Source organism: bacterium, assembly GCA_016702305.1.
Lineage (GTDB): Bacteria > Electryoneota > RPQS01 > RPQS01 > RPQS01 > JABWCQ01.
The window spans coordinates 39,419-53,080 of record JADJEH010000008.1; the positions used below are offsets into that span (position 1 = coordinate 39,419).

Sequence of the window (13,662 nt, forward strand, 5' to 3'; positions counted from 1 at the left end):
GCTAAACTACTTAGAATTTCCCCCGCGATCGTCCGGAAAAAGCTTGGTACGCGGATCGCCCGAACACACAAAGCCTGCCCAATAGTAGGGGTGATCGCTTAGATTCTGCTCCCGCAGTTCGCCAATCCTGGACAACATGGCGGTGCGCAGCGCTGCGCCGATCGTTAGATTGTTCTGACTGACAGTTTTCATCATTACATCGCGGGTCATATTATCGTCAACGGCCCATAATGAACTCACAATAGTCTTGGCTCCAGCGATTTCAAACGCTCGCCGAAGCGAGTAGACTCCCTCGCCGTTGACAATGTCCCCTGTACCGGAATGGCAGGCCGACAAAACTACAAGATCAGTACCGTCTAGATTCAGACAGGAAATTTCTTCGCCCGTGGCGATACCGTCCTCGCCGTATTGCCCCAGAGTTTGGTGGACAAGCGCATTTGCGCCCGAGAACACTAACCCAGACTTAAGAAGTGGGCTTTGTTCTGCGATGAGTTCGATATAGTCGTCGTCAGCGTCCTTCGCAAGATGTTCTGCAGTGACTGGTTGCACCCGTGTGAAACCGTGCGTTGCCATGTACAAGACTCGTTTGCCAGAGCAATGCTGCTTGAAATTCTCTTCTGTGGCTTCAGACTCCGTCAAGATCTGCGCATTCTCGCCACTGCGATCGTGCCAGGCCCGCGCAACTGATTCAACTTCCTCCCGAGTCGCGGGCAAGGAATCCCACCTTGCTCCCAGCAAGGACTCGCGGACCAAGATACTTCGCTGTCGGATTGCGGGTAAGTCGGCTGCAACGAGAGAAGTATCTTGGTTGTTTGTCAAGCTTGGTGAGCCACTGTCCACGCTACTCGCCGCTGCAAAGTCAAAATCCAGATCGCCGATCGCCAGCAGGCCATTGCCAGGTTCTACATCCGGGTTGCCACGCGTGTAAATCCGGTTTAGCTCCCGGCCCGAGGTGATGTAATGGAACTGATATGACTCCACAAGATAAGCGCCGTCACTATTGACAAGTGACTCGAAAGCGACGCTGTTTAGTGGGCCATCCGGCCCAACAAAAATCAGTTGTACTTCGCCAACTTCTGCCCGAACCGGTCTCCATATGTGCCTATACAACTCGCACGAAATGCGGCCAAACTCGGCCTCGTCGAGGTTCTGCACTTGCGTGAGTTCTTCGACGTAGCGCGAGACTAGAGAGTCTATGGCCTGTGCCCCACCAAGCTGTATTACGAAAGTGCTGCTGTCCGGTCGAATAACATAGGCAAGGTAGCGCGGCTCTGTCTGGCGAAGGGTGATATCATGGTCATAGCGAACATAGTCAACTACTACAGAGTTCAGCGGCAACAAACTGGCGATTCCGTTTGCGTTACAATTTGCCAAGACTTCACTAATAATTGTGTCTTGATGTCGCGCAAGGAGTTCTTCGGACAACTGGCGTTTTGCATGGTTCAGCTCATCAAACCGATTCTTGCTTTCCGGTCCGCTGTCAGCAAAACTCGTTCGAATGTAAAGCTTGGCCAGCGCCGCACGCACCGCATACAGCGAGTCGGCCAAAGCCTGATTGTACGGATCCGCAAATGTAAATGCAGATCTTCGCCTCGCGTACGGAACTTCCCAAACGAGCGCCTTTAGGGTAAGGATGTCAGTGCCGTAGGCATTTACAGCGTCTTCCTCCGGCGGAGTCTCTGCAATCATCGTGTACATATGCGAAGCATCCGATTGAAGCGCCGACGCCAGGCGAATTAGCTGGTACTCGGTTAGTAAGTTGAGTGCTTCCATGTACTGGTTGAACCGAGCGCGCCACGCGCGGGTTTGCAGAACACGCGCCGCGCTAACTCCCCCGGCCCAATCTGCTACGCCAAACGACTTTCTAAGCATCAGTGAAAGTCGGCCGGTGCTCAACGACGATGCAGGGTGATTGCTCCCAAGGGTCCCTTCCCACAGTTTTTGCGCTCGCGCCTGCATCGGCAGTGCTCGTTTGTAGTCACCTTGCTCAAAACAGAACTCCGCGTATGGTTCGAGGAAGTTGGCGACCCGTGGGTCGGCAAGCGGATGAATCAGCTCCGCCATGGTCAACGCACGAAAATAGTTCTCCTCGGCGAGTTCTGACCGACCAGTAAGATCATAAAGCCGGGCAAGCTCAAGCAGTAGATACAAATGTGCATCTTCTGTCAAGGGCAAAGAGTCACGGGCAACCGAAACTGCGTGCAGAAGCACCTCCTCGGCAGCATGAAATTCGCCATGATTGGTCAGTTCCTTCCCGAATTGCGTTGATGATGAAACAAAGAAATAGGGAGGGTTGGTTTCACCGCAAGATGCGTAAGTTTCGATGGCGGACTTGAAGAAGGGCTTCGCCTCATCAAATCTTGCCAGGTCTGTCAGGCATTCGGCGATCAATAGTGCGGTCCTGGCAGTTCTGCATCCACTTGACGCACTGTCTAGTTGTTGCATACTAGCTGCATCACGGAGGAATTTTAGGGCCGCCGCATCATCGCCATCAGCATGCAAATCCTCACCGTAGGCGCTCAGGACACTTGAACGGGAAGGGTTCTTTAGACCCGGTCGAAGTTCGATAAGTCGTAGAAGCCTGGTCAGTATCTCATGAGATTCTTCTCGTGCAAGGTTTTCAAACAGCGACTTTCTCAAGAGCCAAAGCGAGACCGCAACTTCAGTGCTGTCGCCTGAATCCTCTTGCTCGAAAATCCGTAGCGACTCGCGATACATGTCACGGCACGTCGCATCGCCCATCTGGTCAGCCAAGCGTGCAACCTGCCTAAGGAGTATCGCACGAGTCTTGCCTTTGCACCATTCAGATCCGTTGCAGCCTGCCAATGCATCGCGTAAGAAGCCATCGGAATGTGAAATTTGATAGAACCCTTGTGCGGCAAGTACGAGACTGAGCGAGTACTGAGCTTTGATGCGCAAAGAATCCACGATTGGCAGGCATTCCCAGCAACTATTCGCCGCAATTCGATATTCGGCCTCGGCTCGTTTTAAGTCGTGTTCTTCCCAATAGAGTTCGGCCAGTTGTATTCTTAGAATTATCGTACGTCGGTCGCAGCTCAATTCTAGAGTTTGCAGCTCCAATGTGGTCAATTCAACTTCGATCATCTCAGCCGTCAGGGTGCCCTTCTTAACCTGTTCTCTTTCTTGATCGCTGAGTGCGCTGAACTCTGTCGGCAGCGCGCCCGCCGTCACGGTCGCTGGCAACACCGAAATTGAAACCACAAAGCACGCCCATAAGATGACAAAATGTGTCACCTTATTGCACTCTGTTCTTGTGGAGGCACCAGTTTTCATGGCTTCAATGTAGCCCAGAATCCCACCCAATGCAAGGCCGGACCTTTGGTTTCTGCGTGTTTGCTTTCGGTGTGGCGTTGCTTACCCGGGTTGACGCCTGCTTCCAATTAGAGTGCCCAAATATTGAATTGTCTTTCGTAAACGCAACCACAACAATATGTTATAATTGCCCGAGCTTGAATACACAGATTCATGAAGATAACTCAGTGGAGATCAGCAACTCGCCCTGTGGAGCTTCGTCGGTTGACAGACGAGGATCATTCTCAACTCACACTCAGGATTAAGCAGATTGTCCAGGGCTTGGCGCCGCTCCGCTTTCGCATCAAAGAAGTAATCCGCCATTCCTATCCCCGAGCAGTCGCCTTGGGGTTCGTGTTCCTGAGAGCAAACGTGACGATCCGTTGTTTGTGCTCCATGTGATTGTCAAATGAGTGTCAAAAATTTGTCAAAAGCCCTATGAGGACAGTTGCAAAAAACAAGCACTTAGAGAGTAAAATTGAGACCTGATTTGGCGGCAGAAATGGCAGGAAGATATTGTAATATTTAATCTTAGAATTCAGAAAGACGACATTTCGATTCCCGCCGTCTCCACCACTTCGCCCTTGTTAAGTATAGACTTAGCAAGGGCGTTTTGTTATCTTGCAGCAAATAGCGACAAGACAAGTACAAGGCATATCACAAAAGAGGGTCCGGCAGTTTCATTTCAGCATTGCTTAACAACAGGTTAGCGCGCAAGGCGAATGTTAGGCGGCGGGAATATTGCCCATATCTTAGCTCGAAACTCGAGCAGATTGTTTGATAAGAGCACGATTTGCTACCTAAGCGGAACTGATAAGACGGTGATGGCAGTTATCTCCAGTTGACTTGTTGTTTGTCCCATGATGAACGTGCTACAGCAATGTCCAGCGTGATGGCTCCTCCGGCACGGGTTACCTGCAATCCTGCTCAAGCGAATGTAGCGCTATACAACTTGGACCGATAAGATAGAAAAAGAGGTTTGCCAATTCGGCAAACCTCTTTTGTTGTTCATGAGATCTAGTGATTCAGATCGTGTGCTCGCTCTTGTTAGGGCTGCAATGCTGGGTTTGTCACGGCACCAAGAAGCCAAGCACTCTGTAGAAGCGAACTGCATCGGGCTCTTGTCTTATGTGGGCATCGACGTAAGAGGATGTTGTCGTCGTACCGAGAAGAGACCAACCTGCGCCGCCGTTCCATTCGGAGTCGGTGTCGGATACATAGATGTAATAGTACGCATTCCCGACGGGGCTGCCCCAACGTAATGTTGAATAGACAGAGTCGCCAACACTATTGGCGCGAATCGTCACATCTGTAATAGTGTCGTGCAACGCGACCTGCAGGAACGTGACGGCCTCGGGTGCGCTCTTCATGGCTTCAACATTGCCAACATTGTCTGTGGCGAGAGAGAAGAACCCATAAATGTGGCCCGGAATGCCTGTGAACATGATGGAAGTATCTTCAACATTCGAGGCATATGCTGAGAACGGTCCGAAATCTTCCGATACGTACAGGGCATAGTTTGCAACACCAGAGCTGCCTACTACATCCTGACCAGTCCAACTGACGGGGAATGCCACGCTGTCCGGTTCGGCCGGTAGAGGGAGTACAGTACTGGTCGGCAAGTCGGCATCTATTGTGTTGAAGATCGGAGGTGTGACCACAGGCTCGTTCACGTCAAAAACGATGCTCGCTTGAGCATCGATGACGTCTCCAGTTTGGGATGTTGTTCGCGGTCTGATCGTGTAGTTTACAAAGCCCTCGCCGCGATGTGTGATGCTGTCGTTGATGGCAAGCATGCCGACGAACGGACTTGTGGGAGGTTGGCCTGTGACGGGATCAATGGACGTGAAGTTCCAGAAAATCTCGTTGGTGTTGACATTGATACCTGCGGTTACATCTACGTAGATGCCTAACGAATCGCGAACATCGAGTCTCGTTGTGTAATATGCCCGATTGGCCGGAACCTCAAAAGTCATGTTAGCAAATCCGAAGCTGCCCAAACGGAACGAGTTCGGGTTCAAGTCGGAGTCGAGTTGCTGTGTGATGTGAACGGCGCTTGCGTTGGCTGTTGCAAGCTCGGCGGAATTTTCGCACCGGATTGTGTACGGCATTGCCGAGGTCTTTGCAATCCATTTCTCTTCGCCGAATCCGGTCGGGCCGATGATATCGTTCGGGTCACAGCCTTTTTCGAAAGTCTGGCACACTTCCTCAACACTTCGGTGCCAAGACATGCAGGTCCACGCTTCGCCTGATTGACAGAAAATTCCGGCAACCGAACCAAGCAACGCGTTGCTTAGTCCCGACGCTACACCGTTTATGCCACCGCAAATTGGCCTTTTCAGGTTATCACAAAGGTCTCGAATCCTATCTCTACATTCATCGGCTGTGAAGTTCGGTCCGCAGCCAGGCGGCAGCGAGTCAGGCTCCGGTGGGATGATGTATAGATGTAATGGGTCAGGCACTTCAATGAATGGCAAGTAATCCGGTATGTCTTGTGGGGGATCGTACTCGTCAATCAAGCTCAAAGTCTGGTAGTCATCGAGAGCGTCGTTGACGAATTGGCCAGCGATGGCTGCAGAAGCCTGCGTTTCAGCGTCAGCCTCCGTATAGCCGCCCAAAAGGCGAAGTCTAAACCGATTGGTTTTTTCCACCTGAGCGTCAAGATATTCATCGACTGTTGACGCACCATGCGTAATCGAGACGGGGTACGCCCATCGTGATGCGTTGCAAACGGTCACGTGAAACTCGAGTTGCTCCCCGGGTGCGACATCTCGCTTGATAGCATAGATTACAGTAAGCTCATCCCATCCAATTTGAAAATCCCAAGAAAGGTAGTTTTGATCCAAGGTCTCAGGTTCTGGCAATTGAAAGTGGTGCCACTGGTCCAGCTGGATGCCACAAATGTCGGCAGTTTTGGGGAAATAGCCCGACATTTCAAAATAGGGCAAGTTCACGTTGGATGTGTTTGTTACAACGAAACTCATCTCGGCGGCCATTCCTGCTCTGAAGCGGTTCGGAGATGCTTGAATAAACTCGTAAATCAATCCTTCTGACGGTTGAACTGTGATGGCTTGTGGTGCTTCAGTTTCCACAGTCGTGCTGTTTCTCAGAACTACATCATAGACGCCGACAGGGAGTGACTCCAAATTCCAGATGGCCCTTAGCTCTGTGCTGTTTTCCAAGTCAATTGATAGTGCCGGCAATAGCGAATCCTGAGCAATTCTCAAAAACGCCATGGTTGAATCCCTGAACCCCGCCCCCTCAATTCGCGTCGTCACTCTCCCCTGTCCAACTACGTTCGGTGAGATGTCCAGTATCGAGAACGGCAAGGCTTCGGCCAACAGCGTGACATTCTCGCTTGCACTGGCATCGCGTGCCAAGACCATGACGTAGTACGTACCCGCTTGCGTGGAGGGCACAAAGAACTGCTGGTTGGCCGAGAAGGGCTCTGCGCCGCTGTAGTCGAAATTGCTTAGCGTCGGAACTTCGCCGTAGGAAACATAAATCTCGTTGGATGCGGTGCCTTGGTTGCTGGTCAAAGTGATTCGCATGTCGAAGTCCACGCCAACTTGAATGCGGTAGAACCGCATTTGTCCTTCGGCGAAACTGCGCGTATTGGGGGTGGCTAATTCAAGTTCAGGCAGGTCAACATTGATTTGCGAGCTCGATGCCGTGGAATTGTTCTGATTGTCGGCTTCGCGGATGTTGTCGCGCAGGTCGGTGCGCACGATGACGTAGTAGTTCGCTGGGACAACGCCGGGCATTTCACGAGTGATAACGCCATTTTCGCCTTCGTCCAAGCGGCCGAGTCGATGCTGCACCGGCACGTCAAGCAGTTCCAACGTGCGCTCGAGATTGAACGGCATTGAAACGGTCATCACCGCGCCGGGAGCAATATTGATGTTGCGGTCCTGAACTCCCAGCAGAGGATCGTCAATTGTCCAAATTGTGTCGAGTGAAAAATACACAGCATCGCGCATGAATCCTACTGCCGAATTCGTGCTGTTGTTCTCGATCGTGTAGGTGACGGATACGTTGTCGCCGGACTCTGCGGAGTCGGGCATTGCGATGCCGGAAACAACGAGGTCCGCGGGTGGCGGCAAGTAGATCGAAATCGGCGCCGTTACGATGTTGTTTGACTCGCCGGTGTATTCATATACTGCGTCGCTGTTGTCGGCCTTGGCAATCAAATAGTAGTTCCCGGATGCGTAGTAGGGAATATCGCCCTGTACGGTCACGGGGTATGTGTCTGACGGAGTCAGTGCACCGTTCCGAGTGAAAGTTGCGAGCCGTGTGTCCGCGACATCCAGCGTCACGTTTGGTGACAAATATAGTGCGTCGTACCACACTGGTCCGTTCGCTGCTGCAAGGCCAATGTTGCGCACCAGCCACTCGGATGTGATCGGTTGCCCTGCATTCGAAAGCGCGGGTGCGTCAAACGACTCGATGGTCAGATCAGGCGGCACTGTCAAACTTATTGTGGAGGCTTGGGCATTGGCGGACGAGTTGTTGCCTTCATTGACTTCCGTTATCAAACTGGTCTTGTCCGTGCGGATGATCCAGTAGTAGGAACCTGCAACGCCGTTCGGAATGGTGAAAGTCTGAGTGCGAGAGTAGCTTTGCCCGGCAGCAAGTGTGCCGTTGTGGACCAGCTCGCCCACGAAAATATCCATACCTTCGTTGTACGTCGCATCAACCGATAGGTAAACGGCATCAGTCCAAGTGCCCCCGACGGTAGTTGCGACGCCCGAATTTTGTGTCGTCCATTGGAGCTGCGCGGGCTGACCTGATTGACCTGTCAGCGGAGCGGTGACATTTGTGACGACCAGATCAACCGGTGGATAGGGTTCGACTGTAATTGTTGGGCCTTGAACTGCGTTGTCATTTTCACCTTGGTATTCATAGAAGGCATTTGTTTGGTCGGTGACAACCCAAAGCGTGTACGGTCCAGCCGGGACTGCTGGAAGCTGCAAGGTGCGGCTTACCGTGTAATTGTTGCCGACGGCCAACGGGCCGTTCTGAGTGACAATCATCGAAGCAATACTCAGGTCCTGGTTATACTGGTAACCGGACATCAGCCATACTCGATCACTCCAACTTACCGGTGTCGTGGCCGTGCCGTTATTCTGCACAGTCCAGTTTACGGTGAGAGGTTGACCTGAAACTACCGTGGGCGGCGCTTGTATGCTGGTGACGTCTAAGTCAGGCGTGGGCTGTTGAGAAATAGTAATCGGCGCTGCGCTGCGCGTGATGTTGTTGCCTTCGGAATTGTGTTCAAAGCACGCATTGGTTGCGTCCGTGATGGCATAGACGTAATAGTCCCCGGACGTGCCGTTGGGAATCAAGTTGTTACTGGTTGTGACGGTGTATTGACTGTCGGGGGCCAAACCTGTCCAGCGAGCGCTCCCGCCAATTTGAATGGAAGCGTTCTGCTGAAATGTCGGAAGCGTCGAGATGTACAGATAGTCGTACCAGGCCGGATTGAACGGACTCCCGATCCCTTGGTTCTGCACCGTGTAGGAAAGCGTGACGTTCTGTCCGGCGTTGGCAGTTGATGGGGCTGTGACGTTGGTGACGACAAGATCAGGCGGCGGGCTGAGGATTACTTCGATGTGGTTGCTGATCGTCGTGTTGTTGTTCTCGTATACGTACTCATATATATTGCCTCCGGCATCAGATCTGACAATCAGATAGTAGTTGCCGTAGATCGCCTGCGGTATTGTGGCATTTGCGCTTCCCGAATATGTACTGTCAACCGAGAGCGCACCGGAGTGGCTGATCGTTCCAAGGTACGTATCTGAACCGAAGGCACTGTCCGGCGACAGGTAGAGTTCTTCAACCCAATTCTGAATTGGTGCAGTGGAACCCGTTCCCAAATTCTGGACAGTCCAGGTTACCGCTGCTGTTGTGCCGGAAAAAGTGGACGTGGGCGCGCCGATGGTTGTAACACGCAAATCCGCATAGGGCGAGAGTTCAACGTCAATGGCCGCGACGCATCGCGCGATATTATTGGACTCGTTGGACTCCAAGACACTTGAGTTGTTGTCAGTCTTGACGTACACATAATACGGACCGCTGATACCTTGCGGGAGGGTGCCGCTCGCACTTAGAAGATAGCTCTCTCCCGGTGCCAGTGCGCTGGCATTTTGGGCAGTGCCCAAAAGGGTTGCTGCTTGAATCTCAAATGTCGGTAGAACCGACCAATAGAGCCAATCACTCCACGCGGGAGCGGTTGTGCCGCCCGTTCCGGTATTCTGAACTGACCAGCTCACGCTGATACTCTGACCGGAGAACGCTGTCGGGGGCGCGGTGATATTGCCGACAACGAGGTCGGGCAAACTTCCAACCGTGAATGACCACTCATCGCCCAGCACTTCGCCGAAATAATTGCGGGCCACCAGCCGCCACTTGTAGGTATGACCGTAGGTCAGCGGCGGTGAAACCGGGTAGCTGTTGCTCACCAAATGACTCGCAGTTGGTGTGGAAGGCATCGCTTCCTCGGCGGGCCAGACGTAGATGTCGTAGTTGAGGGCGAGTGGTGCGAGGAACCATGAGAGCAGCGGAGCATTGGCGACATTGATTTCACCGTTTGAGGGGAAAGGATTGGTCGCTATCCCGGGAAGATTTTCGGGTGCGGGCGGCGGGATTGTGATTGCCGTGGCGGTGGTGTCACTGATGGGGGATACGCCGTTAGTTCTTATTCTGAGATAGCAGTTTGGCGTGGCCGGATACGAAACCCTCCACGAATACGAACCGGTATTAGGTTGATTGAACCCAATCATCTCCCAGTTGCCGCTGGGGAAGTTGCGATCAATTTCAATGTTAATGTTGTCGAAGACGTTTTCCGATGTCCATGTGATGTCCACCGTATCGGCGATTTGCCAAGTTTCGCCGCCAAGCGGAGACGTCAAAGCAAGTGAGCGCGGCAGCACGCTGGAGAGAGCAAGGACCCAGCCGTCCGATCCGCCCGCACCATACGACCTTGTTGTTCCGGTCAGGACTGCACTTCCGCTCGGGGTCAAAACGCAGTCGGCGAAGTAGTCGTCTGCCGCGCCGCCGATCTTCTTTGTCCACAGTGTATCGCCATCGCTTTCGGTCATGACTACCCAACCGTCGTAGCCTCCGGAACTGTTTGTGGTGGTGCTTCCGGATGCCAGTATGTATCCTTCTGGCGTGACCGCAACTCCTCCGAAGGCTTCGCTTCCTGCGCCACCATACATGCGCATCCAGAGCGAATCGCCGTTGGCCGCAAGCTTCAGCAAGAAAGCCTGGTTACCGTTCCCAAAGGAATTCGTCTGACCTGCGACAACAAAGCCGCCATCGGGAGTTGAAGCAACATCTGCCCCATATTCTGAGCCACTCCCGCCGTACTGTCTGTCCCACTGAACAGCCAGATTGGCATCTGCATAGGTTGCGCTCACATTGGTCAGCGGCCCCCAATTTCGACCACCAACGTAGATGTAGCTGTTGTTGGGCATGACTATCCCGTCAAAAACGTAAATCCCCATTCGTGGGGTCTGTGATGACAAGACAACGCCGTCGCTATTGGTGCGCACAGCCCAATCCACGAAGTTGTTTCCTTGGAACGTCCCAAAACACATGAAGGTACCGTCGGTGCGTGGGCGAACAGCGGCTGCGTAAACATCAATCGGATTCGCGTTCTCGGCAACAATACCGTCTGCCAGAACAGTTCCGGCGCTTGACATTCGCACAATGCGCGTAACATCGTTGTAGAAGCCGGGACCACGACGTTCGCTGGCACCGAAGAAGAGAATATCGCCATTTGGCAACGCGGTGACACTTTTTCCAAGTTCGGGTTCGCCTGTTGTGGGAAACCGTGTTCGGACGGCAGTCCAGATCGTGTCGCCTTGGGCATTGACCTTTAAGTAGTAGTGGTCGTTGCCGGTGGTGGGTGTGGCGCTTGAGCCGATCAGGCAGATATCCCCGGTGGTGGTCAGGCAGGCCTCGTTTAGCGAGTTGTCGTAGCTATTCCCGTAGGTCCGGGTCCAGAGCGTGTCCGGCGCCTGAGCAAAGGCGGTCAACAGGCCAAACAACGTGAGGAAACAGGTGGCGCGAAACAGGTTCATGGGGCTCGCCTTGAATAGTGGATTCCAGCAAGTAGCCGAGTTTAGTCAGTTTCACAATTTACCAAAGTTAGTCAACGTTTGTAAACGAAATCGCATATTCTTTATTAATTAACGAAGGGGGCAAGTTCATAATTATGGATAAGTTCTGAAGAAGCCGGATTCCGAATCTCCGTTGTTTTTATGAGCTTTATGATAACAGGCAAGATTAGCGAAGAACAGCCACTTCGGACACTTACGGGAAAGCGAGGCGCCTGATCTTGGAAGTGACGGACTTCGAGTAGAACTGGATGCCTTAGGGCGTGCGCATGATCGCACCAAAACCGTACAATTGCACGCCGACTTGTCGCCACGCTGTTGCCCAGGTGTAGTTGATCCCTGAGCACTGCGAATCATTCGCATCCAGCCTGCACTTGGCTTCAAAGGGATTCGAATTCTCGTCTTGTTTTTGTGTTGCTTTCGGTTGGTGCCGGATGCTAAATAATGAACTTGCATTGTCTCATGAGGAAAGCCCCCATTGGGGCTTTCTCTTTGATCTTGCATGGCTTATGGACCAGTTCAGGTGCACCGACCGCTCTTTCGATTCCCGCCGTCTCCACTATTACACCCTTGTTAAGTATAGACTTAGCAAGGGCGTTTTGTGTTAACGAGGCCCAATCTGTTCAATCCGGTCAGAAGGTGGTTTGAGGGCAATCGCGGTTCTCTCTGCCGGACGTACTGTGTAAGCTACTGTTATTTCAATGATATCATGATTCAATACTTACGGTACGAACGAGCATGTTACGGCGCTATCACCAAACGTTCGAGAGTTGGATTGTGGGAATTTTGCTATATTTCGGGACAGCAAACCCCTGGGCAGCAATTATGCAAATCCTAATCGTCGACGACGAACAAAATATTCGCAAAACACTGGCAATCCTTCTGGAAACAGAAGGACATACTGTCATATCCGTAAGTAATATCCACGACGCGGCCGCGGAAGTCGTTCGCACGTCCTTTGATCTGGCTTTTGTGGACTTACGGCTCGGTGTTGACTCGGGGATGGATCTGATTGCTAAATTGCAGGCTGCTCAGCCGTGGCTGAAGATTGTCATCATCACGGCCTATGCGAGCATAGATACGGCTGTCGAAGCAATGAGGCGCGGTGCGGCCGATTACGTCCCAAAACCATTCACACCCGCACAAATTCAACTTATCCTGCAGCGAGTTGGAGAGGTGCGAAAGCTGGAACAGAAAGTTGAGTCCCTGCAAGCGACTCTTGATCAATTGCATCCTGATGTGGAACTTGCGACAACTCATGCCGGAATGCAGCGGGCTCTGAATCTCGCCCGTGAAGCGGCGGCATCCAACGTGACGGTTCTTTTGCGCGGCGAAAGCGGAACGGGAAAGAGCTTGATTGCGAGGATGATCGGCAAGTGGAGCGAACGTGCTGGAAAGTCGTTCAATACGATCTCATGCCCCGCCATTCCACCGCATCTATTGGAGAGTGAGCTATTCGGCCACAAACGCGGGTCATTTACCGGCGCAATCAAAGACTCGCCCGGCCGAATTGCCGTTTCCGAAGGAGGCACGTTGTTTATGGATGAAATCGGCGACTTGCCGCTCGCTTTGCAACCCAAGCTCTTGCGGTTTCTACAGGATCATGAGTACGAACGAATCGGCGAAACGACGACCCGCAAGGCCGACGTACGAGTCATTGCCGCCACAAGCATAGACTTGCAAGAAGCGGTTCTAAATGGCATGTTCCGACAAGAGTTGTTCTACCGCATGAACGTATTTGAAATCACACTGCCGCCTCTACGCGAGCGCAGGGATGATGTACCACGAATGGCAGAACACTTCCTGGGCTTTTTCGCAGCGCAAAACCACCGGAAGATTAGCGGTTTTGCCGATGACGCGATGGCGGCTCTCACGGGTCACGATTGGCCGGGGAACGTGCGCGAACTGCGGAATATCACCGAACGCGCGGTGATTCTCTGTCATGGTTCGACGATATTGATTGAACACTTGCCCGACAAACTGAAAGACTGCAAGCGAAGCGCAGAAATCGGTGCCATGGTGCCTATCAGTATTATTGAGGAAGCTCATATTCGCAGCGTGTTAGCCAAAGCCAAATCGTTAGAGGATGCTGCTCGCGTTTTAGGGATAGACACCGCAACGTTGTGGAGGAGACGCAAGGAATACGACCTCTGACCACATTTCACATTTCAATATGCGGCCATTGGGCCATTGCTTTCTGAAACACCTTTCCACCCATGGCGAGGTG

General features: G+C 52.6%; 3 protein-coding genes. 1 reads left to right on the forward strand and 2 read right to left on the reverse strand.

What is annotated here, in order from left to right; all coding sequences use genetic code 11:
• Positions 1 to 6: 6 nt before the first annotated feature.
• Entirely contained in the window at positions 7 to 3,255 is a 3,249-nt protein-coding gene (locus tag IPH10_08740; protein MBK6910994.1) for a CHAT domain-containing protein, read from the reverse strand.
• A 1,127-nt stretch (positions 3,256 to 4,382) separates the two neighbouring features.
• A complete protein-coding gene (locus tag IPH10_08745) occupies positions 4,383 to 11,399 on the reverse strand; it encodes a hypothetical protein (GenBank protein MBK6910995.1) in 7,017 nt (2,338 codons plus the stop codon).
• 861 nt (positions 11,400 to 12,260) lie between these two features.
• Here IPH10_08745 and IPH10_08750 point away from each other — a divergent pair.
• Positions 12,261 to 13,589: a sigma-54-dependent Fis family transcriptional regulator gene (locus IPH10_08750; GenBank protein ID MBK6910996.1), complete on the forward strand. Its 1,329-nt coding sequence runs from the start codon at positions 12,261 to 12,263 to the stop codon at positions 13,587 to 13,589.
• The last annotated feature ends 73 nt before the right edge of the window (positions 13,590 to 13,662 follow it).